At 70.9% G+C, this 23,756-nt stretch carries 17 protein-coding genes; 14 read left to right on the top strand and 3 right to left on the bottom strand.

Going from position 1 to position 23,756, the window contains the following annotated elements:
- Positions 1-135 precede the first annotated feature (135 nt).
- From ACZ4Z3_RS15540 to ACZ4Z3_RS15530, 3 genes are all read left to right on the top strand, one after another.
- The gene (locus ACZ4Z3_RS15540) at positions 136-498 is read left to right on the top strand and encodes a bifunctional 3-phenylpropionate/cinnamic acid dioxygenase ferredoxin subunit (protein WP_468501478.1); all 363 of its coding nucleotides are present in this window, start codon (positions 136-138) and stop codon (positions 496-498) included.
- Positions 495-1,655, top strand: a complete 1,161-nt coding sequence (locus ACZ4Z3_RS15535; protein WP_468501477.1) for an NAD(P)/FAD-dependent oxidoreductase — start codon at positions 495-497, stop codon at positions 1,653-1,655. The genes ACZ4Z3_RS15540 and ACZ4Z3_RS15535 overlap by 4 nt, the downstream gene beginning before the upstream one ends.
- Positions 1,656-1,787: 132 nt before the next feature.
- Positions 1,788-2,915 carry an aromatic ring-hydroxylating oxygenase subunit alpha gene (locus ACZ4Z3_RS15530; protein WP_468501476.1) on the top strand — a complete coding sequence of 376 codons (1,128 nt, stop codon included), beginning with the start codon at positions 1,788-1,790 and terminating at the stop codon, positions 2,913-2,915.
- Between the two features lie 10 nt (positions 2,916-2,925).
- On the opposite strand, the gene ACZ4Z3_RS15525 is transcribed toward ACZ4Z3_RS15530, so the two are convergent.
- Positions 2,926-3,672 carry an IclR family transcriptional regulator gene (locus ACZ4Z3_RS15525; RefSeq protein WP_099969249.1) on the bottom strand — a complete coding sequence of 249 codons (747 nt, stop codon included), beginning with the start codon at positions 3,670-3,672 and terminating at the stop codon, positions 2,926-2,928.
- Positions 3,673-3,872: 200 nt separating this feature from the next.
- On the opposite strand from ACZ4Z3_RS15525, the gene betA reads away from it, so the two are divergent.
- Together betA and ACZ4Z3_RS15515 are read left to right on the top strand one after the other, a co-directional pair.
- Positions 3,873-5,543 carry a choline dehydrogenase gene (gene betA / locus ACZ4Z3_RS15520; protein WP_468501475.1) on the top strand — a complete coding sequence of 557 codons (1,671 nt, stop codon included), beginning with the start codon at positions 3,873-3,875 and terminating at the stop codon, positions 5,541-5,543.
- Positions 5,544-5,546: 3 nt separating this feature from the next.
- On the top strand, positions 5,547-6,383 hold the full coding sequence (locus tag ACZ4Z3_RS15515) for a methylenetetrahydrofolate reductase (protein WP_468501474.1): 837 nt from the start codon (positions 5,547-5,549) through the stop codon (positions 6,381-6,383).
- A 72-nt stretch (positions 6,384-6,455) separates the two neighbouring features.
- On the opposite strand, the gene purU is transcribed toward ACZ4Z3_RS15515, so the two are convergent.
- Positions 6,456-7,328 carry a formyltetrahydrofolate deformylase gene (gene purU / locus ACZ4Z3_RS15510; RefSeq protein ID WP_468501473.1) on the bottom strand — a complete coding sequence of 291 codons (873 nt, stop codon included), beginning with the start codon at positions 7,326-7,328 and terminating at the stop codon, positions 6,456-6,458.
- A 217-nt stretch (positions 7,329-7,545) separates the two neighbouring features.
- Here purU and ACZ4Z3_RS15505 point away from each other — a divergent pair, with 217 nt between their 5' ends.
- The 9 genes from ACZ4Z3_RS15505 to ACZ4Z3_RS15465 all read left to right on the top strand — a co-directional run bounded on the left by ACZ4Z3_RS15505 (position 7,546) and on the right by ACZ4Z3_RS15465 (position 21,809).
- Positions 7,546-9,015 (top strand): aldehyde dehydrogenase family protein, encoded by a 1,470-nt coding sequence (locus ACZ4Z3_RS15505; protein ID WP_468501472.1) that lies wholly within the window; start codon positions 7,546-7,548, stop codon positions 9,013-9,015.
- Positions 9,016-9,035: 20 nt separating this feature from the next.
- On the top strand, positions 9,036-10,124 hold the full coding sequence (locus ACZ4Z3_RS15500) for a quaternary amine ABC transporter ATP-binding protein (RefSeq protein ID WP_468501471.1): 1,089 nt from the start codon (positions 9,036-9,038) through the stop codon (positions 10,122-10,124).
- Positions 10,124-12,154: an ABC transporter permease gene (locus tag ACZ4Z3_RS15495; RefSeq protein ID WP_468501470.1), complete on the top strand. Its 2,031-nt coding sequence runs from the start codon at positions 10,124-10,126 to the stop codon at positions 12,152-12,154. The genes ACZ4Z3_RS15500 and ACZ4Z3_RS15495 overlap by 1 nt, the downstream gene beginning before the upstream one ends.
- Before the next feature lie 12 nt (positions 12,155-12,166).
- On the top strand, positions 12,167-13,144 hold the full coding sequence (locus tag ACZ4Z3_RS15490) for an ABC transporter substrate-binding protein (protein WP_468501469.1): 978 nt from the start codon (positions 12,167-12,169) through the stop codon (positions 13,142-13,144).
- A 223-nt stretch (positions 13,145-13,367) separates the two neighbouring features.
- Positions 13,368-15,806, top strand: a complete 2,439-nt coding sequence (locus tag ACZ4Z3_RS15485) for a GcvT family protein (RefSeq protein WP_468501468.1) — start codon at positions 13,368-13,370, stop codon at positions 15,804-15,806.
- Between the two features lie 9 nt (positions 15,807-15,815).
- Entirely contained in the window at positions 15,816-16,676 is an 861-nt protein-coding gene (locus tag ACZ4Z3_RS15480) for a bifunctional methylenetetrahydrofolate dehydrogenase/methenyltetrahydrofolate cyclohydrolase (RefSeq protein ID WP_468501467.1), read from the top strand.
- Between the two features lie 31 nt (positions 16,677-16,707).
- Positions 16,708-17,940 carry a sarcosine oxidase subunit beta family protein gene (locus ACZ4Z3_RS15475; RefSeq protein ID WP_359696949.1) on the top strand — a complete coding sequence of 411 codons (1,233 nt, stop codon included), beginning with the start codon at positions 16,708-16,710 and terminating at the stop codon, positions 17,938-17,940.
- A gap of 28 nt (positions 17,941-17,968) precedes the next feature.
- Positions 17,969-21,214: a sarcosine oxidase subunit delta family protein gene (locus ACZ4Z3_RS15470; RefSeq protein WP_468501466.1), complete on the top strand. Its 3,246-nt coding sequence runs from the start codon at positions 17,969-17,971 to the stop codon at positions 21,212-21,214.
- Positions 21,207-21,809: a sarcosine oxidase subunit gamma gene (locus ACZ4Z3_RS15465; protein ID WP_468501465.1), complete on the top strand. Its 603-nt coding sequence runs from the start codon at positions 21,207-21,209 to the stop codon at positions 21,807-21,809. Before ACZ4Z3_RS15470 ends, ACZ4Z3_RS15465 begins: the two co-directional genes overlap by 8 nt.
- 25 nt (positions 21,810-21,834) lie before the next feature.
- Here the strand turns inward: ACZ4Z3_RS15465 and ACZ4Z3_RS15460 are convergent, their stop codons facing one another.
- Positions 21,835-23,526, bottom strand: coding sequence for a dolichyl-phosphate-mannose--protein mannosyltransferase (locus ACZ4Z3_RS15460; RefSeq protein WP_468501925.1), 1,692 nt, complete (start codon positions 23,524-23,526; stop codon positions 21,835-21,837).
- Positions 23,527-23,756 lie beyond the last annotated feature (230 nt).

Here is a 23,756-nt window from a genome sequence, read left to right as displayed (position 1 = left end):
CGTTTCGAGCTGTCTTGAGGACGGCCCGCCGACCCGTCCGAAGCGGGCCTTTCGACGCCTTGACAAGGGTTCAGGGCGACCCCAGACTGATGTTGCGCTTACCGCAATCCGTTTCGCTATACGCACCGAGGTGTCATGATGATTCCCGCGTGCCGTCTCGCGGATCTCCCGCGAGGCGAGGCCATCCGGCTCGACATCGACCCGCCGGTCTCGGTGTTCCACACCGACGACGGCGAGGTCTTCGCCATCGACGACACCTGCACCCACCAGGACGCCTCGCTCGCCGACGGCTGGCTGGAGGGCTGCGAGGTGGAATGCCCGCTGCACGCCTCGAAGTTCGACCTGCGCACCGGAGCGGTCGACGCTCCGCCGGCCAAGCTGCCGGTGCGGACGCACGAGGTCGTCGTCGAGCACGGCATGATCTTTGTGAAGGTGTCCACGGACGCCCCCAACCTGCCGCCCTGCGTGGCCGCCCGGCTCGCCGGTGGTCCCGCGTGAGGACGGTGGCCGTCGTGGGCGCCTCGCTCGCCGGACTCTCGGCGGCGCGCTCGCTGCGGAAGCAGGGCTACGACGGGCGGCTCGTCGTCATCGGCGACGAACTCCACCGCCCGTACGACCGGCCCCCGCTCTCCAAGGAGTTCCTCTCCGGTGTGCTCGGCGAGAGCGACCTCGCGCTGGAGACGGACGGCGAGGACCTGCGGGCCGAGTGGCTGCTCGGCACCCGTGCCGTGGGACTCGACGCCCGTGAGCGGACCGTCCGGCTCGCCGGCGGCGGTGCGGTGCGGGCCGACGGCATCGTCATCGCCACCGGCGCCGCCGCCCGGCGACTGCCCGGCTCCGAGGGCCTCGCCGGGGTGCACGTCCTGCGCACCCTGGACGACGCCCGCGCCCTGCGGCACGAACTGGCCGGTGGCGGACGGCTGGTCGTGATCGGCGGCGGCTTCATCGGTGCCGAGGTCGCCTCCACCGCCTTCGCGCTCGGCCTGGACGTGACGGTCGTCGAGGCGGCGCCGACACCGCTCGCCGGGCCGCTCGGCGAGGAGATGGGCCGTATCGTCTCCGCCCTCCATGCCGACCACGGCGTACGGCTGTTGTGCGGAGTCGGCGTCAAGGGGCTGAGCGGTGAGGCCAGGGTCGACGCCGTCCTGCTGGAGGACGGCCGTACGATTCCCGCCGACATCGTCGTCGTCGGCGTGGGCGCCCGCCCGTGCGTCGAGTGGCTGGAGGGGTCCGGTATCGCGCTCGACAACGGCGTGACGTGCGGGGCCGACGGCCGCACCAGCCTCGCCGGCGTCGTCGCCGTCGGGGACTGCGCCTCCTGGTACGACCCGCGCGCCGGACACCACCGCCGCGTCGAACACTGGACCGGCGCACAGGAGCGGCCCGCCGCCGCCGTCGCCACCCTGCTGGCGGGCGGCGCCGTGGAACCGGGCGTACCCCGGCCGCCGTACTTCTGGTCCGACCAGTACGGGGTGAAGATCCAGTTCGCCGGTCACGCGGCCGGCGCCGACAGCGTGACCATCGAGCAGGGCGCCGCCGACGACCGCGACGTCCTCGCCGTCTACCGGCGCGCCGGACACCCGGTCGCCGTGCTCGGGATGAACCAGCCCCGGCTGTTCACCCGCTGGCGCAAGCAACTCGCCGCCACGCCTTGACACCGCAGCCGTACCACCCCAAGCTGCGGTTCCTCATGGCGCGCAGCGTTGCTCCACACACAACGCCGTCCGGAGTCGCTCTCTTCCCGGCGCGTGACAGTCCGATCCACGACGTTTCCCGAGGAGTGCACCGTGACCTCGACCAGCCTGCCGGACAGCCTGATCGCCACCCTCCCCGGCTCCTCCTACACGGATCCGCAGATCTTCGCCCTGGAGCAGGAGCGCATATTCGAGACCATGTGGTTCTGCGTGGCGCGCGCCTCCGAACTGGCCAAGCCCGGCGCCTTCCGCACCGTCGACGTGGGCCGCGAGAGCATCCTCGTCACCCGCGCCCGGGACAACTCGATCCGCGCCTACTTCAATGTCTGCCGGCACCGTGGCGCCAAGCTATGCACGGAGGAGACCGGCGAGGTCAAGCGGGCCTTCCAGTGCCCGTACCACGCCTGGACGTACGACCTGAACGGCAAGCTCGTCGCGGCGCCCAACCTCACCAAGATGCCCGACGTCGGCCGCACCGAGTACGGCCTGGTCAGCGTGGCCGTGCGCGAATGGCTCGGCTACGTCTGGGTGTGCCTGGCGGAGAATCCGCCGTCCTTCGAGGAGGACGTGATCGGCGCGGTCGTGGAGCGGCTCGGCGACGTCGAGTCCATCGAGCGCTACGACGTCGACAACCTCTCCGTCGGCAAGCGGATCGTCTACGACGTCAAGGCCAACTGGAAGCTCATCATCGAGAACTTCATGGAGTGCTACCACTGCGCCACGATCCACCCGGAACTCACCGAGGTGCTCCCCGAGTTCGCGGACGGCTACGCGGCCCAGTACTACGTCGGCCACGGCGCGGAGTTCGGCGAGGAGGTGCGGGGCTTCACCGTCGACGGCTCCGAGGGGCTGGACCGCATCCCCGGCGTCTCGGACGACCAGGACCGCCGCTACTACGCGATCACCGTCAAGCCGCAGGTCTTCATCAACCTCGTCCCCGACCATGTGATCTTCCACCGGATGTACCCGGTGGCCGTCGACCGCACGATCGTCGAGTGCGACTGGCTCTACCTCCCGCACGTCGTGGAGAGCGGCAAGGACGTCAGCCGGTCCGTGGAACTCTTCGACCGGGTCAACCGGCAGGACTTCGAGGCGTGCGAACGCACACAGCCGGGCATGAGCTCCCGGATGTACGCCAAGGGCGGCGTGCTGGTGCCCAGCGAGCACCACATCGGCGCCTTCCACGACTGGGTCACCGAACGGCTGGGCGGCCGGTCGTAGCGTCCGGAGGTCAGCCCAGGTAACCCATCCGGTGGCTGATCTCCTCGGCGCCCTTGATCAGCACCGGGGCCAGCTCCCGCATCCGCTCCTCGGTGAACCGGTACGAGGGTCCCGAGGCGGTGACCGCGGCGATGACCTGTCCCTCCCGGTCGAGGACCGGGGCGGCCATGGCGTGCAGGCCGATCTCCAGCTCCTCCTGGGTCCAGGCGTAGCCGGCCTCCCGCACCTCCGCCAGATGCTTCTCCAGCCTGGTCCTGGAGGTGATGGTGTGCGGCGTGACCTTCTTCAGGCCCGCCTCGGCCAGCAGCGCGGCGCGCTCCTGGGCGGGCAGGTACGCCAGGAGCACCTTGCCGCTCGACGTGGCGTGCAGCGGGGTCAGCTGGCCGACCCAGTTGTGCGCGGTCACCGCCCCGGGGCCGCGCACCTGGTAGAGGTTGATCGCGTAGTGCTCCTGGAGCACCGCGATGTTGACGGTCTCGCCGATCTCCTCCGCGAGCCGCTCGCAGACCGGGCGGCCCTGCTGGGTGATGTCGATACGGGCCGTGACCGCGCCGGCCAGGCGGACGATGCCGAAGCCGAGCCGGTACTTGCCGCGCTCGCCCGACTGCTCCACCAGGCCGCGAGCCTCCAGGGCGCCGAGCAGACGGAACGCGGTGGACTTGTGAACGTCGATCTCGGCGGCCACCTCACTGACGCCCGCCTCCCCGCGCTGGGCCAGGATCTCCAGGACGCTGATGGCGCGGTCGACCGACTGCACTCCACCGGACTGTGAATTCGAGGTTTCGGTGTCTTGCCTGTGGTTGCTCACAGCGAAACTATACGCGCAGTAAACAACACGATTGCAAGTAACAGGCGCGAAACTCACCCAGACAAGTTGCGTCGCTCGCAACCTGGTGCGTATTGCGATACCGGTCTAGCATGCCTCGCGTACCGATGGCGCGAGCGAGACGAGGCACCATGGCTCCCCTGCACTACGACTTCGTCATCGTCGGCGGCGGTTCGGCCGGCAGCGCACTGGCGAACAGACTCTCCGCGGACCCGGCCAACCGTGTGCTGGTCCTGGAGGCCGGCCGGTCCGACTACCCGTGGGACGTCTTCATCCACATGCCCGCGGCGCTGACCTATCCGATCGGCAGCCGGTTCTACGACTGGAAGTACGAGTCCGAACCCGAGCCCCACATGGGCGGCCGGCGCGTCTACCACGCGCGCGGCAAGGTGCTCGGTGGCTCCAGCAGCATCAACGGCATGATCTTCCAGCGCGGCAACCCCATGGACTACGAGCGTTGGGCGGCGGACCCGGGCATGGAGAGCTGGGACTACGCGCACTGCCTGCCGTACTTCCGGCGCATGGAGAACTGTCTCGCAGCCGACCCGGACGACGAGTTCCGCGGCCACGACGGCCCCCTCGTCCTCGAACGCGGCCCGGCGACCAACCCGCTGTTCAGCGCCTTCCTCAAGGCCACCGAGGAGGCGGGCCACGCCCCGACGGACGACGTCAACGGCTTCCGGCAGGAGGGCTTCGCCAAGTTCGACCGCAACGTCCACCGCGGCCGCCGGCTCTCCGCCTCCAAGGCGTACCTCAAGCCCGCCAGGAAGCGTCCCAACCTCACGGTCACCACCCGCGCCCTCGTCACCCGCGTCCTCTTCGAGGGCAAGAAGGCCGTCGGCGTCGAGTACCAGCGCGGCAGGGGCGCCCCGAAGCAGGTCCGCGCCAAGGAAGTCATCCTGTGCGGCGGCGCCATCAACTCCCCGCAGCTGCTCCAGCTCTCCGGCGTCGGCAACGCCGAGGAACTGAGCGCCCTCGGCATCGACGTCGTCCACGACCTCCCCGGCGTCGGCGAGAACATGCAGGACCACCTGGAGGTCTACATCCAGTACGCCTGCAAACAGCCCGTCTCCATGCAGCCGTACCTCGCGAAGTGGCGCGCCCCCTTCATCGGGCTCCAGTGGCTGTTCCGCAAGGGACCCGCCGCCACCAACCACTTCGAGGCCGGCGGCTTCTGCCGCAGCAACGACGACGTGGACTACCCCAACCTCATGTTCCACTTCCTGCCGATCGCGGTCCGCTACGACGGCTCCGTACCGGCCGGCGGCCACGGCTACCAGGTGCACGTCGGGCCCATGTACTCCGACGCCATCGGCTCCGTGAAGATCAAGAGCAAGGACCCGCGCGAACACCCCGCGCTGCGCTTCAACTACCTCTCCACCGAGCAGGACCGCCGCGAATGGGTCGAGGCGGTCCGCGTGGCCCGCAACCTCCTCAACCAGCCCGCGCTCGCCCCCTACAACGGCGGGGAGATCTCACCCGGACCGTCCGTCGAGACCGACGAGGAGATCCTCGCCTGGGTCGCCAAGGACGGCGAGACCGCCCTGCACCCGTCCTGCACCTGCAAGATGGGCACCGACGAGATGTCCGTCGTCGACCCCACCAGCATGCGGGTGCACGGCGTCGAGGGCCTGCGCGTCGTGGACGCCTCCGCCATGCCGTACGTCACCAACGGCAACATCTACGCGCCCGTGATGATGATCGCGGAGAAGGCCGCCGACCTGATCCTCGGCAAGGAGCCGCTGCCTCCCTCCAAGGCCGCCTACTACCGCCACCGCGATGCCCAGAAGTCGGCGGGGTAGAGGTTGACCGCCCCGGGACTCAGTGCGCTGCTGCGCCGCGTCCGCTACGAGGTGCTGCCCGCCAGGGCGACCGAGGAGAAGGTCCTCGCCCATGTGCCGCGCGACGTCGTCGTCACCGTCACGGCGTCCCCCGTCAAGGGCCTGGAGCCGACCCTCGACCTCACCGCGCGGCTCGCCGCCCACGGCTACCGCGTCGTCCCGCACGTGCCCGCGCGGCTGCTGCGGGACGACGCGCACCTGAAGGAGACCGTCGACCGGCTCCGCGAGTGGGGCGTCGACGACGTGTTCGTGCCGGCCGGCGACGCCGATCCGCCGGCCGGGACGTACCACGGGGCGCTGCCGGTGCTGCGCCGCCTCGGCGAGCTGGGGCGGCCCTTCGCCGAGGTCGGCGTCACCGGCTACCCCGAGAGCCATCCGCTGATCCACGACGACATCACCGTCCAGGCCATGTGGGACAAGCGCGAGCACGCCACGTACATCGTGAGCAACCTCTGCTTCGACCCGCGGGTGCTCGGGCGGTGGATCGCCCGGGTGCGGGGCAGGGGCGTCGCGCTGCCCGTGTACGTGGGTGTCGCCGGCCCCGTGCAGCGGGCGAAGCTGCTGGCCATGGCGACGAAGATCGGGGTGGGGGAGTCGACGCGGTTCCTCGCGAAGCACCCCCTGTGGTTCCTGCGCTTCGCCGCGCCCGGTGGCTACTCGCCCGAGGCCCTGCTGACCCGGTCCCAGGGCGCCCTCAGCGCGCCCTCGGCGGGGGTGGCGGGGCTGCATCTGTTCACGTTCAACCAGATCGCCGAGACGGAGGCCTGGCGCCGCACCCTGCTGGACCGCCTCGACGGCTGACGGACCCGCGTGGGCCGTATACGAAGAGGGGCGGGGCCAAAGATCCAGCCCCGCCCGCCGTCGTGCCCGCTCTCAGCGGAAGACCACCGTGCGGTTGCCGTCCACCATCACCCGGCTCTCGCTGTGCCACTTCACCGCGTGCGCGAGGACCTGCGCCTCCACGTCGCGGCCGACGGTGACGAGGTCCTTGGGGCCGAGGGAGTGGTCGACGCGGACCACGTCCTGCTCGATGATCTGGCCCTCGTCCAGGTCGGGGGTCACATAGTGGGCCGTCGCGCCGACCAGCTTGACCCCGCGGTCGTAGGCCTGGTCGTAGGGGCGTGCGCCCTTGAAGCTGGGCAGGAAGGAGTGGTGGATGTTGATCGCGCGGCCCTCCAACTGCTTGCACAGGTCGTCGGAGAGGATCTGCATGTAGCGGGCCAGCACCACCAGGTCGATGTCGAGGTCGCGCACCAGCTCCAGCAGCCGCGCCTCCGCCTCGGCCTTGGTGTCCCGCGTGACCGGGACGTGGTGGAAGGGGATGCCGTAGGTCTCCGCGAGCCCCTCGAAGTCCCGGTGGTTGGAGACGATCGCCGGGATCTCGATGTTGAGGGCGCCGGAGCGGCTGCGGAAGAGCAGGTCGTTCAGGCAGTGGCCGAACCGGGACACCATGATGAGGGTCCGGGTCGGGGTGGACGCCTCGCTGAGGGCCCAGGAGATGCGATACGCCTCGGCAACGGGACCGAACCGGTAACGCAACGTTTTCAGCTCCGCGTCCGGGTCGGAGACATCGAAGTGGACCCTCATGAAGAAGCGGCCCTGGAGCCGGTCGTCGAACTGCTGGCTCTCCAGGATGTTCCCGGAGTTCCTCACGAGGAAGCCGCTCACCGCGTGGACCAGCCCCGCGCTGTCGGGACACGAGAGGGTGAGGACGTACTCACGGCCAGGGTGCGGTCGAGGGGACATGACAGCCTCCGTCGGTGCGTATTGCACAACAAGGTGAGCGATACGCAACATGGTCGGCCTGGCGTCGCTCCCGGTCAAGGGTGGACGCGCAAGTGTCCACATGGCTGAATCGTCATCCGTCAACCTCTTGACGTAGGTCTTGGCGCCCGACAGGGTGTTCCACCACAAGCAATTGGATGCATGATGCGCAACGCATTTCAGCTGAAGGGCTTGGCGAGTGGCAGACCTGTATGTGGCGGGGACGTGGCGGGACCCGGTGGCCGGAGGGCGACGGGAGATCCGCTGCCCCGCTGACGGCTCGCTCGCCGCGACCGTCTCGGAAGGCACCCGACCCGACACCGAGGCCGCGATCGCGGCGGCCCGTGCCGCCTTCGACGAGGGACCGTGGCCGCACACCCCCGAGCGGGAGCGCGGCGCACTGCTGCTGCGCACGGCCGGCGTCATCGAGCGCGACGCGAAGGAGTTCGCCCGCGCCGAGTCGCTGGACACCGGAAAGCGGCTGGTGGAGAGCGAGTGCGACATCGCCGACGTCGTCTCCTGCCTCCGCTACTACGGCGGTCTCGGCGGCACCGACGCCGGCCGGGTGATCGACACCGGACGCGACGACGCCGTCAGCCGCGTGGTGTACGAGCCGATCGGCGTCTGCGGACTCATCACCCCCTGGAACTACCCCCTCCTGCAAGCCAGTTGGAAGGTCGCCCCGGCGCTCCTCGCCGGCAACACCGTCGTCCTGAAGCCCAGCGAGCTGACCCCCTCCACCTCGATCCTGCTGATGCGGGCGCTGGCGGAGGCCGGGCTCCCGGCCGGGGCCGCCAACCTCGTCCTCGGCACCGGCCCCGAGGTGGGCGCCCCGCTCTCCGAGGACCCGAGGGTCGACATGGTCTCCTTCACCGGGGGCCTGGACACCGGCAGACGGATCATGGCCACCGCCGCCGCGACCGTGAAGAAGGTGGCCCTCGAACTCGGCGGCAAGAACCCCAACGTGATCTTCGCCGACGCCGACTTCGAGACGGCGGTGGACTTCGCGCTCACCGCCGTCTTCCTGCACTCGGGGCAGGTCTGCTCGGCCGGCGCCCGGCTGATCGTCGAGGACGGCCTGCACGACCGCCTCGTCGACGAGATCGTCCGCCGGGCCCGGCTCATCCGGCTCGGCGGGCCCTTCGACGCCGAGGCCGACACCGGCGCGCTGATCTCCGCCCAGCACCGGGAGAAGGTCGAGGCGTACGTCGCGGCGGGCCTCGCCGAGGGCGCCGTCCTGCGCTGCGGCGGCGAACGCCCCACCGACCCGGCGCTCGCGCACGGCTGGTTCTACCCGCCGACCGTGCTCGACGAGTGCCGCCAGGACATGCGCGTGGTGCACGAGGAGTCCTTCGGGCCCGTGCTCACGGTGGAGCGCTTCACCGACGAGGACGACGCCGTACGCATCGCCAACGACACCGAGTACGGACTCGCCGGAGCCGTCTGGACGCAGGACGCGGGCAAGGCCCAGCGGGTCGCCCGCAGGCTGCGCCACGGCACGGTGTGGATCAACGACTACCACCCCTATGTGCCGCAAGCGGAATGGGGTGGCTTCGGGCAGTCGGGCGTGGGCCGGGAGCTGGGACCGACCGGCCTGAACGAGTACCGAGAGCCCAAGCACATCTGGCAGAACATCCAACCCCGGCCGCAGCACTGGTTCCGCGGCTGAACGCCGAAAAGAGGTCGATCGTGACCCCAACGCAGACCGAGGTGCCGCAGCGGCGCGGTACACCTCAGGACTCGGACGGTACGCCGGTCATATCCGTGCGCCGGCTGTGGAAGGTGTTCGGGCCGAAGGCGGAACGGGTGCCCGAGTCGGAGGAGCTGTGCGGCCTCACCCGCCGTGAGCTCATGGACCGCACGGGATGCACCGCGGCCGTGCGCGACGTGAACTTCGACGTCCGCAAGGGCGAGGTCTTCGTCGTGATGGGCCTGTCCGGCTCCGGCAAGTCCACCCTGGTGCGATGTCTCACCCGCCTGATCGAACCCACCTCCGGGGAGCTCGTATTCGAGGGCGAGGACATCCGCGAGGCGGACGCCAGGCGCCTGCGGGACCTCAGACGGAGCAAGTTCTCCATGGTCTTCCAGCACTTCGGGCTGCTGCCGCACCGCCGGGTCGTCGACAACGTGGCGTTCGGCCTGGAGATCCGCGGCATGAGCAAGGCGGAGCGGACCAGGCGGGCCCTGGAGGTCGTCGAACTGGTCGGCCTCTCCGGCTACGAGAACTCCTACCCCGACCAGCTCTCCGGCGGTATGCAGCAGCGCGTCGGCCTCGCCCGGGCGCTCGCCGGCGACCCGGACGTCCTCTTCTTCGACGAGCCGTTCTCGGCGCTCGACCCGCTGATCCGCCGCGACATGCAGAACGAGGTCATCCGGCTGCACCACGAGGTCGGCAAGACGATGGTCTTCATCACCCACGACCTCTCCGAGGCGCTCAAACTCGGCGACCGCATCCTCATCATGCGCGACGGCAAGATGGTCCAGTGCGGCACCGGCGACGAGCTGGTGGGCGCCCCCGCCGACGACTACGTCCGCGAGTTCGTCAAGGACGTCCCGCGCGGCGATGTGCTCACCCTGCGGTGGATCATGCGGCCGGTCGCCGACGGCGACGCCCTGGACGGCCCCGAGCTAGGCCCGGACGTCGTGGTCCGCGAGGCCACCCGCGCGGTGCTGGCGGCCGACAAGCCGGTCAGGGTCGTCGAGAACGGTGAACTGCTCGGCATCGTCGGCGACGAGGAGATCCTCGCGGTGGTCGCCGGGCAGGAAGGCGGCATGTGATGACCGTCGCCGTGGAGAAGCCGGAACAACCACAGAAGCCCGAACCTCCGCTGAAGACCGATGCCGTCCCCCCGGCCGCCGCGTCCGGTGCCCGCACACGGAAGATCGGGCGCGGCACCGTCGTCGCGGCGATCGTCGTCGTCTGGCTGGTGCTCTTCGCCCTGCTGCGCGGCAGGCAGACCCTCACCCTCGCCGCCGCCGACCTCACGGATCTGCACCGCTGGATCAACGACCTCAACGACTCCATCGGCGCCAACCGCAACTCCAACCCGATCTTCCTCTACTTCTTCAATGAGATCCGGCTGGTCATCGACACCCTGGTGACCTTCGTCCAGGAGCTGATCTCCCAGCCCTCCGCCGGCCGTCCCCTCCCGCAGATCGGCTGGCTCGGCGTCGTCGGCGTCGTCGGCTACGTCTCCTGGGCCGTGGGCAACTGGCGGGTGGCGCTGCTGGCCGTGGCCGGCTTCACCTTCTTCGGGCTGCAGGGGCTGTGGCAGGAGAGCATGGACACCCTGGCGCTCACCGTCTCCGCGGTCCTCGTGGCGCTGCTGTTCGCGATCCCGCTCGGCGTGTGGGCGGGGCTCTCCGACCGGTTCAACCGGATCGTGACGCCCTTCCTGGACTTCATGCAGACGATGCCGACCTTCGTCTACCTGGCCCCGCTGACGCTGTTCTTCCTCATCGGCGGCGCCTCGGCCACCATCGCCACCGTCATCTACGCGGCGCCGCCCGCCATCCGGATCACCGCGCACGCCATCCGGTCCGTCCCCGAGACCACCGTCGAGGCGGCCGACTCGCTCGGCGCGACCCGGCGGCAGGCACTGCTGAAGGTGCTGCTGCCGATGTCCAAGCGGACCGTGGTGATGGGCGTCAACCAGTCGATCATGGCCGCCCTGGCCATGGTGACGATCGCCGCCCTGATCGACGCGCCCGGTCTCGGCAAGACCGTCATGCAGGCACTGGAGTCGCTCGACGTGGGCACGGCCTTCAACGCGGGCCTCGCCATCGTCGTCATGGCGATCGTCCTCGACCGGGTGACCACCGCGGCGAGTGCGCGTCAGGAGGCGGCCCGGCACGCGAGCGGCCGGTTCGCGGCCTGGCGGCGGCCGCTGCTGGCCGCGGGCGGTGCGGTCGCGGCCGTCCTCGTCTACATGTCCCACACCTATGTGTGGGCGGCGGAGTTCCCCGGCGAGGGCGGGGCCGGCAGTTCCATCGCCAAGGCGGCCGACACCACGACGACCTGGGTGCAGGACAGCCTCTCCGGTCTCACCAACGCCTTCCGGGACGCCATCACCAACGGTCTGCTCAACCCGTTCCAGTCGCTGCTCACCGACTCGCCGTGGTGGCTCGTCGCCGCCGTGCTGATCGCGCTCGGCGGGGTGCTCGGCGGATGGCGGGCCGGTGCCGTCGCCGCCGTCTGCGTGGGGCTGCTGGTCGGGACGGGCCTGTGGTCGGACGCGATGACGACGCTGGCCTCCACCCTCGTGGCGACCGTGCTGGTCATGGTGCTCGGCATGGCCTTCGGGGTGTGGATGGGGCGCAGCCTCCTGGTGGACCGGGTGCTGCGGCCGACTCTCGACGCGGCGCAGGTGATGCCGCCGTTCGTCTATCTCGTGCCGTTCCTCGCGCTGTTCGGGGCGACCCGCTTCACGGCCATCGTCGCCGCGATCGTCTACGCGGCACCCGTCGCCATCAAGATCATCGCGGATGGGGTGCGGGCCGTACCGGAGGCCACCGTCGAGGCGGCCACCTCCGCCGGGTGCAACACCTGGCAGATCATCACCAAGGTCCAACTGCCGATGTCACGCAGTGCCCTGACGCTCGCGACCAACCAGGGCCTGATCTACGTGCTGTCGATGGTTGTTGTGGGCGGCCTGGTAGGAGCGGGCGCCCTCGGCTACGACGTCGTGGCCGGATTCTCCCAGGGCCAGCTGTACGGGAAGGGCCTGGCGGCCGGGTTCGCCATCGTCCTCCTCGGAGTCATGTTCGACCGGATCACTCAGGCCGCGGCGCGACGCGTAAGCGCATAAGGAGCACTGACCATGGCAACACAAGTACGACAGTGGAGAGCCGGCGTGGCCGGAGCGGCCGTCCTCGGTCTCGCCCTGACCGCCTGCGGCGGCGCGAAGGTCGGTGAGGAGTCGGGGGGCTCGGGCGGTTCGGGCGGCGCCGGGAAGTGCGGCACCTTCAATCTCGCCGTGAACCCGTGGGTGGGCTACGAGGCCAACGCGGCGGTCGTCGCGTACGTCGCGGAGCACGACCTCGGCTGCAAGGTCACCAAGAAGGACCTGAAGGAGGAGATCGCCTGGCAGGGCTTCGGGACGGGTGAGGTCGACGCCGTCATCGAGAACTGGGGCCACGACGATCTCAAGAAGAAGTACATCACCGACCAGAAGACCGCCGTCGAGGCGGGCGCGACCGGGAACAAGGGCCTGATCGGCTGGTACGTGCCGCCGTGGCTCGCCAAGGAGCACCCCGACATCACCGACTGGAAGAACCTCGACAAGTACGCCGACAAGTTCAAGACCTCCGAGTCCGGCGGCAAGGGCCAGCTCCTCGACGGCGACCCGTCGTTCGTCACCAACGACGAGGCCCTGGTGAAGAACCTGAAGCTGGACTTCAAGGTGGTGTACGCGGGCAGCGAGACCGCGCTCATCCAGGCCTTCCGCAAGGCGGAGAAGGACAAGGAATGGGTGATCGGCTACTTCTACGAGCCGCAGTGGTTCATGGCCGAGGTGCCCCTGGTCAAGGTGAAGCTGCCGGAGTACAAGACCGGCTGTGACGCCGACGCGGAGAAGGTCGCCTGCGACTACCCCGTCTACGAGCTGGACAAGATCGTCAGCACGAAGTTCGCCAAGTCGGACAGCCCGGCGTACAACCTGGTCAAGAACTTCACCTGGACGAACGAGGACCAGAACACCGTGGCGAAGTACATCGCCGTGGACAAGATGGCGCCGGAGGCGGCGGCGAAGAAGTGGGTCGAGGCCAACCGGGGCAAGGTCGAGGCCTGGATCAAGTAGCGAGGTCGGAAGGCCGGTCGGACGAGCCCGGCGGGCGGCGTACACAGGTGCGCCGCCCGCCGGGCTTCGCCGTTCCCGAGGCCTTTCCGAAGGCCGTTTTCCGACGTCACGGACCCCTTGACACCCCCTCCTCGCGACAGGCACATTGAGTTGCGCAACCTGAACCATGTTGCGCAGACAGCAACTGAACCGGCTGGACTCGTTTTCAATCGGAGGTGCGGCGATGGCGGGACCCCGAGTGGTCATCATCGGAGCGGGCGTCGTTGGCGCGGCACTCGCGGACGAGATCTCCGCGCGCGGCTGGACCGAAGTGACCGTGGTCGACCAGGGGCCGCTCCCCGCCACCGGGGGCTCCACGTCACACGCCCCGGGGCTGGTCTTCCAGACGAACTCCTCCAAGACCATGACGGAGCTGGCCCGCTACACCGTCGAGAAGTTCTGCTCCCTCGACGTCGACGGCAAGCCCTGCTTCCTCCAGGTCGGCGGCCTCGAAGTGGCCACCACTCCCGAACGCCTGACAGAACTGCACCGCCGTCACGGCTGGATCACCGCCTGGGGCATCGAGGCCCGGCTGCTGACCGCCGAGGAGTGCGTCGAACAGCACCCCCTCGTCGACCCCGACCGGGTCCTCGGCGGTCTCCTCGTCCCGACGGACGGCCTCGCCAAGGCCGTCCTCGCCGTCGAGGCGCAGATCCGCCGGGCCACCGAGCGCGGCGTACGCTTCCTCGCCCGCCACGAGGTCCTGGACATCCTCCGGACCGACGGCCAGGTGACGGGCGTGCGCACCGACCAGGGCGACCTGGAGGCCGACATCGTGGTGTGCTGCGCCGGCATCTGGGGCCCGCGCATCGCCCGCATGGCCGGCATGAACCTCCCGCTCACCCCGCTCGCCCACCAGCTCGCCTGGACCGGCCCGATCCCCGCGCTCGCCGGCCAGACCGAGGAGGCGGTCCGCCCGATCCTGCGGCACCAGGACGCCGACCTCTACTACCGCGACCGGTTCGACGGCATCGGCATCGGCTACTACGGCCACCGCCCGATGCCGATCTCCGCCGACGACATCCGCTCCTTCGACGACGCGCAGCCGATGCCCTCGGTCCTGAAGTTCACCGAGGACGACTTCGCCGACGCCTGGACCGAGACCCAGTCGCTGCTCCCGGCGACGAAGGAGGCGAAGGTCGAGGAGGGCATCAACGGCCTGTTCTCCTTCACCACCGACAACTTCCCGCTCCTCGGCGAGTCCCCCGACCTCAAGGGGTTCTGGGTCGCCGAGGCCGTGTGGGTCACCCACTCCGCGGGCGTCGGCCGGGCCATGGCCGAGTGGCTCGTCGACGGCCACTGCTCGTCGTTCGACCTGCACGAGTGCGACGTCAACCGCTTCGAGCCGCACCAGCTCGCCCCCGAGTACGTCCTGGCCCGCGACTGCCGGAACTTCGTCGAGGTCTACGACATCCTCCACCCCCTCCAGCCCTCGGGAGAGCCCCGCCCGATCCGCAGGAGCCCCTTCCACGCCCGCCAGGAGGAGCACGGCGCGTTCTTCCTGGAGGCGAACGGCTGGGAGCGCCCTCAGTGGTACGAGGCGAACGCGTCCCTCGTCGAGGGCCGCGGCATCCCCGCCCCGAACGACTGGGCCGCGCGGTTCTGGTCGCCCATCGTCGGCGCGGAGGCGCAGGTCACCCGCGAGACGGTCGCGATGTACGACATGACGGCCCTCAAGCGCCTGGAGGTCACCGGACCCGGCGCCGCCGACTTCCTGGAGCGGCTGACCACCAGCAAGGTCGCCAAGTCCGTCGGTTCCGTGACGTACACCCTGCTCCTCGACCACGACGGCGGCATCCGCAGCGACATCACCGTGGCCCGCCTCGGCCGCGACCTCTTCCAGGTCGGCGCCAACGGCAACCTCGACCTCGACTGGTTCGGCCGGCACCTCCCCGCCGACGGCACGGTCCAGGTCCGCGACATCACCCCCGGCACCTGCTGCGTCGGCCTGTGGGGCCCGCTGGCCCGCAAGGTCCTCCAGACGCTGACCGACGAGGACTTCACCAACGACGGCCTCAAGTACTTCCGCGCCAAGCGCGCCCACATCGGCTCGGTGCCCGTGACCGCCATGCGCCTGTCGTACGTCGGCGAACTCGGCTGGGAGCTGTACACCACCGCCGACCTCGGCCAGAAGCTGTGGGACACCCTCTGGGCGGCGGCCCGGCCGCTCGGCGGCATCATCGCCGGCCGCGGCGCCTTCAACAGCCTGCGCCTGGAGAAGGGCTACCGCTCCTTCGGCACCGACATGACGTACGAGCACGACCCCTACGAGGCCGGCGTCGGCTTCGCCGTCAAGCTCGACAAGGGCGACTTCATCGGGAAGGCGGCGTTGGAGCGCCGCAAGGAGGACGTGCGGCGCAGGCTGACCTGCCTCACCATCGACGACCCCCGCTCGGTCGTCATGGGCAAGGAGCCCGTGTACGACGGCGACCGTGCCGTCGGGTACGTCACCAGCGCCGCGTACGGCTACACCATCGGCAAGGGCATCGCCTACGCCTGGCTGCCGACGGAGGTGGCGGTGCCCGGGACGACCGTGCACATCGGGTACTTCGACCAGCGTGTGGAGGCCGTCGTGGCCGAGGAGCCGCTGTTCGACCCGTCGATGTCCCGTCTGCGTGGATGAGGGGTCACCGTGACCGCACAGACACTTGACGGGAAGGCGACCGCCGCCGCCGTCCGCCGTGAACTCGCCGAACGCGTGGCCAAGCTGACCGCCGGCGGCGGGCCCCCGCCGGGGCTCGGCACGGTCCTCGTCGGCGACGACCCCGGCAGCCGCGCCTACGTCGCCGGCAAGCACCGGGACTGCGCCGAGGTGGGGATCGCCTCCCTCCGCCGGGAACTGCCCGCCGACGCCACCCAGCGGCAGGTCGAGGACGTCATCGACGAACTCAACGCCGACCCCGCCTGCACCGGCTACATCGTCCAGCTCCCGCTGCCCCGCCACCTCGACGCGGGCGCCGTCCTGGAACGCATGGACCCGGCCAAGGACGCCGACGGACTCCACCCCGTGAACCTCGGCCGGCTCGCCCTCGGCGGGACGGCACCGCTGCCCTGCACGCCGCGCGGCATCGTCGAACTGCTCCGCCGGTACGACGTCCCGATCGCCGGCGCCCGGGTCTGCGTCGTCGGACGCGGCGTCACCGTCGGACGCCCCCTCGGCCTCCTCCTCACCCGCCGGTCGGAGAACGCCACCGTCACCCTCTGCCACACCGGGACGAAGGGCCTGGCCTGGCATGTGCGCGAGGCGGAGATCGTCGTCGCCGCGGCCGGCTCGCCCGGACTGATCACCAAGGACATGCTGCGCCCCGGCGCGACCGTCCTGGACGTCGGTATCACCCGCACCGACCACGCACTGGTCGGCGATGTGCACCCGGACGCCGCCGAGGTGGCCGGCCGGCTCGCGCCGATGCCCGGCGGCGTCGGCCCCATGACACGGGCGATGCTCCTCGCCAATGTGGTCGAGGCCGCCGAGAGGAACGCGAACCCCGTATGAACCTGTCCCTTCCCGTGGACGGAGCCGTCCGATGAGCCCCCGTACCCCCGGCGCCGAACTCCCCGAGCACCCCGACTGGCTGTGGCGCACACCGGAACCGAAGCGGTCCTACGACGTGATCGTCGTCGGCGGCGGCGGACACGGTCTCGCCACCGCCCACTACCTCGCGAAGAACCACGGCATCACCAACGTGGCCGTGCTGGAGAAGGGCTGGCTCGCGGGCGGCAACATGGCCCGCAACACCACGATCATCCGCTCCAACTACCTGTGGGACGAGAGCGCCGGCATCTACGAGCACGCCCTCAAGCTCTGGGAAGGGCTGGCGGACGAACTCGACTACCCGATCCTCTTCTCCCAGCGCGGGGTGCTGAACCTCGCCCACAGCCTCCAGGACGTCCGCGACAGCGTGCGCCGGGTGGAGGCGAACCGCCTCAACGGCGTCGACGCCGAGTGGCTGGACGCGGACGGGGTGAAGGACGTCTGCCCGATCGTCAACACCTCGCCCGACGTGCGCTATCCGGTCCTCGGCGGCACCTACCAGCCCCGCGCCGGCATCGCCAAGCATGACCACGTGGCGTGGGGTCTGGCCCGCTCCGCGGACGCGGCCGGCATCGACATCATCCAGAACTGCGAGGTCACCGGCCTCGACGTGGTCGGCAACCGCGTGGTCGGCGTCCGGACCAACCTGGGCCCCATCGCGGCCGGCAAGGTCGCCCTCTGCTCGGCCGGCCACACCTCGGTCCTGGCGGCCATGGCGGGCATCGAACTGCCCCTCCAGAGCCACCCCTTGCAGGCACTCGTCTCCGAGCTGCTGGAACCCGTCCACCCGACGGTCGTGATGTCCAACGCGGTCCATGTGTACGTCAGCCAGGCCCACAAGGGCGAGTTGGTGATGGGCGCGGGCATCGACTCCTACAACGCGTACACGCAGCGCGGCGCCTTCCACATCATCGAGGAACAGATGTCGGCGGCCCTGGAACTCTTCCCGGTCTTCGCCCGCGCCCACGTCCTGCGCACCTGGGGCGGCATCGTCGACGTCAGCCCCGACGCCTCGCCGATCATCGGCCTCACTCCGGTCGACAACCTCTACCTCAACTGCGGCTGGGGTACGGGCGGTTTCAAGGCCACCCCCGGTGTGGGCTGGGTCTACGCCCACACCATCGCCCACGACACCCCCCACCCCCTCAACGCCCCCTTCTCGCTCGACCGTTTCACCACCGGCGCGCTCGTCGACGAGCACGGCGCGGCCGCGGTGGCCCACTAGGACCGCTGGACCACTTGGGAGCCGAACCATGCTGCTCATCCCCTGCCCGTGGTGCGGGCCCCGCGACGAGGCCGAGTTCCACTACGGAGGTCAGGCCCACGTCCCCTACCCCGAGGACCCGTCGGCCCTCACCGACGAGGAGTGGGCGCGCTACCTCTTCTTCCGCGACAACCCCAAGGGCCCCTTCGCCGAACGCTGGAGCCACGCGGCGGGCTGCCGCCGCTGGTTCAACGCCGTCCGCGACACCTCGACCAACGAGATCCTGACGGTGTACCGGGCGGGTGAGGAACGCCCGGCACCTGTTGAGCCAAGGCCGGCATTCTCAGCCCGTCCGGCGTTCGAGGACGAGGCCCTTTCAGGGCCGACGGGGGTCCAGGGGGCAGAGCCCCCTTGCGGGGTCGAAGGGGCGGAGCCCCTTCAGGATGGGACGGGTAGGGGCGGCGGGGGCGAGACGACCCAGCCGTTCCGCCACGCGACCCGCGGCCGAATCGACCGCGACACCCCCCTCACCTTCACCTTCGACGGCACCGAATACCGCGGCTTCCGAGGCGACACCCTCGCCTCCGCGCTCCTCGCCAACGGCGTGATCCAGGCGGGCACCAGCATCAAGCTCGGCCGCCCCCGCGGCATCTTCTCCGCCGGCGTCGAGGAGCCCAACGCGGTCGTCCAGATCGAGGAGCCCTTCCCCGAGCCCATGCTCCCCGCCACCGCCGTCGAGCTGTACGACGGCCTCGTCGCGAGCAGCCTCCCCGGCCAGGGCCGCCTCGCCACCGCCCCCGACCCCGCCCGCTACGACGCCGTCCACGCCCACTGCGACCTGCTGATCGTCGGCGCGGGCCCGGCCGGTCTCGCGGCAGCGGCGGCGGCCGCCGGCAGCGGCGCCCGTGTCATCCTCGCCGACGACCGGCCCGAGCCCGGCGGCAGCCTCCTGGACACCGGCGAACACCTCGACTGGGTCGACACGGTCACCGCCCGCCTCGGCACCTCCCCCGAGGTGCGCGTCCTGCGCCGTACCACCGTCTTCGGCTACTACGACGACAACCACCTGCTCGCCGTGGAGCGCCGCACCAACCACCTCGGCGCGGCCGCCCCCGAGAACGTCTCCCGCGAGCGGGTCTGGCGGATCCGCGCCCGCCGGGTCGTCCTCGCCACCGGCGCCCACGAACGCTCCCTGGCCTTCGCGGACAACGACCGCCCCGGTGTGATGCTTGCCGCCTCGGCCCGCGCCCACCTGCACCGGCACGGTGTCCTGCCCGGCAGGCGCGCGGTCGTCCTCACCACCAACGACAGCGCCTACGCCGCCGCCCTGGACCTCGCCGCGGCCGGCGTGGACGTCGCTGCGATCGCCGACACCCGCCCGGAGACGGGGGAGTGGGCCGAGCGCGCCCGCGAGGCCGGCATCGAGGTGCTGACCGGCCACGCCGTCATCGGCACCGAAGGCGACCCCCGGCTCACCGCCGTGACCGTCGCCCCGTACGGGGAGACCGAGGGCGGACGTAAGTTCGCCGCCGACCTGCTGCTGGTCTCCGGCGGCTGGAACCCGGTGGCGCACCTGTTCAGCCAGGCGGGCGGCAGGCTCCGCCACGACGAGGCCCTCGGCACCTTCGTCCCCGACACCTGCCGCCAGGCCGTCGAGGTCGCGGGCGGCGCGAGCGGCACACCGGACCTGGCCGGGGCCCTCGCCCAGGGTGCCGCCGCCGGTGCCCGCGCGATCGAGGCCGAGGGCTACACGGCCGAGACGCCCCGCCTCCCGCAGGTGCCCGCACAGCCCCGTCCGACACCGCCCCAGCACCTGTTCACCGTCCCCGGCCGCGTCGGCGCCCCCCGCTTCGTCGACCTGCAACGCGACGTCACCGTGGACGACCTGGCCCGCGCGACCGGCGCCGGCATGCGCTCCGTCGAGCACACCAAGCGGTACACCACCGCCGGCACCGCCAACGACCAGGGCAAGACGTCCGGCGTCCTCGCCAGCGGTGTCGTCGCCGAACTGCTCGGCGTGGACATCTCCGCGCTCGGCACGACCACCTTCCGCCCGCCGTACACCCCGGTGTCCTTCGCCGCCCTCGCGGGCCGCGACCGGGGCGCCCTGCACGACCCGGTCCGTACGACGGCCCTGCACGAGTGGCATGTCGCCCACGGCGCCCTCTTCGAGAACGTCGGCCAGTGGAAGCGCCCCTGGTACTACCCGCGGGGCGGCGAGGACATGGAGACCGCCGTGCTGCGCGAGTGCCGGGCGGCCCGCGAGGGCGTCGCCTTCATGGACGCCTCCACCCTCGGCAAGATCGACGTCCAGGGCCCGGACGCCGCCGTCTTCCTCGACCGGCTCTACACCAACATGATGAGCACCCTGAAGGTCGGCATGATCCGCTACGGCGTGATGTGCCGCCTGGACGGCATGGTCTTCGACGACGGCACGGTCATCCGTCTCGCCCAGGACCGCTTCCTGGTCACCACGACCACGGGCAACGCGGCCACCGTCCTCGACTGGATGGAGGAGTGGCTCCAGACCGAGTGGCCCGAACTGCGCGTCCACTGCACCTCGGTGACCGAGCAGTGGGCCACCGTCGCCCTGGTCGGCCCCCGCTCCCGCGACGTCCTCGGCTCCCTCGCACCGGACCTGGCCGTCGCCAACGACGACTTCCCGTTCATGGCGTGGCGGGAGACGACCGTCGCCGGGATCGAGGCCCGCGTCTGCCGGATCAGCTTCTCCGGCGAACTGGCCTACGAGATCAATGTGTCACCGTGGGAGGCCCTCGCCCTCTGGGAGGCGCTGTACGTGGCCGGCGCCCCGCACGGCATCACCCCCTACGGCACCGAGACCATGCACGTGCTGCGCGCCGAGAAGGGCTACCCCATCATCGGCCAGGACACCGACGGCACGGTCACCCCCCAGGACCTCGGCATGGGCTGGGCGGTCTCCAAGAAGAAGCCCGACTTCATCGGCAAACGCTCCCACGCCCGCGCCGACACCGCCCGCCCCGACCGCAAGCACCTCGTCGGCCTGCTGCCCGAGGACCCCGGCACCTTCCTCCCGGAGGGCACCCACCTGGTCGCCGACAGCGTGCTCCCCGCGCCGCCCGTCCCGATGCTCGGCCATGTCACCTCCAGTTACCGCAGTGCCGCCCTCGGCCGGACCTTCGCGCTCGCCCTGATCAAGGGCGGCCGGAACCGGATCGGCGAGCGGTTGTACGCCCCCGTCGGCGACCGGCTGGTCCCGGTGACCGTCGCAAGCCCCGTCCTCTTCGACCCCGAGGGAGCCCGCCGCGATGGCTGACACCGTCCTCACCTCCGCGCCCCGCAGCCCCCTGGGCGGGGCAGCCGCCCGGCTGGCGGCCGCCACCCGCACCTCCGCCGGCGCGGTCCGGCTGGCCGAACTCCCCTTCCTCACCCAGGTGAACGTGCGCCTCGACGCCAAGGGCCCGGCGGCCGACGCCGTGGGGCTCGCCCTGGACCTGGCCCTGCCCCTCGAACCCAACACCGTCGTCCGCTCCGGCGAGTTGACGGCACTGTGGCTCGGCCCCGACGAATGGCTCCTGGTCGCCCCGCCCGGCCGGGAGCGGGACCTGGAGACCCGGATCCGGGACGCGGCCGGCGACGAACCGGTCTCCGTCACCGATGTCTCCGCCCAGCGCACCACGCTCCTCGTCGCGGGCCCCCGCGCCCGCGACGTCCTGGCCCACGGCTGCCCGCTGGACCTGCATCCGCGGGCCTTCGGTCCGGGCCGCTGCGCCCAGACGACCCTCGGCCGCACCCAGGTCGTCGTGGTCGCCCGCGACGAACCCCGGGCCGGTTTCTGGGTCCTGGTCCGGTCGTCCTTCGCCGGCCATCTCGCCAACTGGCTGCTGGACGCGGCGACCGAGTACGTGTGAGTGCGGCGGGCGGCGTGGCGGACGGTCAGATCCAGGTGTCGAGCCACATCCTGTCCCGCCAGCCCTCGTACGGAATGGTCTGGCCCGAGTACAGCGGGAAGAAGTAGATGAAGTTCCAGGCGATGAGCAGCACCAGGGCGCCGGCGGCGATCGCGCCCGCCGAGCGGCGGTTGTCGTCCGCGCCCGGTGGCCCGAGCAGCGCGCCCACCGTCATCGCGACGGCCAGGCACAGGAACGGCACGAACACCACGGCGTAGAAGGAGAAAACGGTCCGGTCCTGGTACAGGAACCACGGCAGATAGCCGGCGCCCACACCGCACAGCACCGCGCCCGCCCGCCAGTCGCGGCGCAGCGCCCACCGGAACAGCAGATAGCCGAGCGCGCAGCACGCCGCCCACCACAGCAGCGGGGTGCCGAGGGCGAGGACCGTCTGGGAGCAGTCGACGGCCGTGGCGCAGCCGTCCTGCCCGGGCCGCGGCGACTGGTAGTGGAACAGCACCGGACGGCCGAGGACCAGCCAACTCCACGGGCTCGACTCGTACTTGTGCGCCGTGTGCAGGCCCACGTTGAACTCGTAGACGCCGTACTCGTAGTGCCACAGGCTGCGCAGCGGCGCCGGGATCCACGACCAGATTCCGCCCCGGTCGTCCGCCCAGTGCCGTCCATAGCCCTTGTCGGACAGGAACCAGCCGGTCCAGGTGAGCACGTACGTGACCACGGCCACGGGGACGACGGACAGCAGCGACCAGCCGAGGTCCTTGCGGAGCACCGCACGGTAGGGGTGGCGGGCCCCCGCGACACGGCGGGCGGCGACGTCCCACAGCACGGTCAGGGCCAGGAAGAACACCAGGACGTACAGGCCGTTCCACTTGGTGGACGCGGCCAGGCCCAGACAGACCCCGGCCGCGAGGCGCCAGGGCCGCGGCCCGGTCCCGGTGCGTTCGGCGGCGTCCACGTCCGGCGTCGTGCGGCCGTCGTCGTCGACCGGCAGGGCGGCCGCGAGGCGGGCCCGGGCACGGTCCCGGTCGACGAGGAGGCAGCCGAAGGCCGCGAGCACGAAGAACATCACGATGATGTCGAGGAGCGCGGAGCGGCTCATCACATAGTGCAGGCCGTCCATCGCCAGGAACGCGCCGGCCAGACATCCCAGCAGCGTCGAACGGAACAGCCGGCGTCCTATTCGGCACAGCATCGGCACCGACAGCGTGCCGAGGACGGCCGTCATGAAGCGCCAGCCGAAGGGGTTGAGCCCGAACATGAACTCCCCGACGGCGATGACCCACTTACCCATGGGCGGATGCGCGACGAAGGTACCCGGGTCGGTCAGCGAGATCACCTGAGGGTCCGCCAGGATCTGCGGGTCGGCGATCTTCCGGTCCGGCCAGGTGCCCTCGTACCCGAGCCGGAGCATGGACCAGGCGTCCTTGGCGTAGTACGTCTCGTCGAAGATCACGGCGTGCGGCCGGCCGAGGTCCCAGAAGCGGATGGCGCCCGCCAACGCTGCGACGAGCAACGGGCCGAGCCAGCCCATCGCGTGCGCGACCCTGTGCGCCGCGACCGCCCCGAGTCCGAGGCGCTCCCACGGCCGGGTCCCCGGCTCGGGGAACGCCGGGACCAGCCGTTCCCGCACATCGGCCGCCGGACGCCCGACATACCCGAAGCGGCGCAACCGCCCCCGCCAGCCCCCGTCCTCCACCGACACACCACTGCCGTCCACAACCTGGCCACACGTCGTGTCGCTACTCGTCACCGGGTGACCTTAGTACGTCCTCACCCGCGACAGGACCCGCCACCTCGCCGGGCCTCGCGCCCGACCCGACCCCTATGCGCGGGGCGTCCTGGGGCAGGGGGCTCCCCGCCGCCGCTCGGGGTCAGGTGCCGAGGGTGGGGTAGAGCGGGTGCTTGGCGGTGAGGGCCTTGACCCGTGCCTTGAGGGCCTCGGTGTCG

Source organism: Streptomyces sp. NPDC030296 (genome assembly GCF_055572815.1).
Note: the sequence above shows the minus strand (reverse complement) of the source record. Positions and strands in the feature narration are given on the sequence as shown.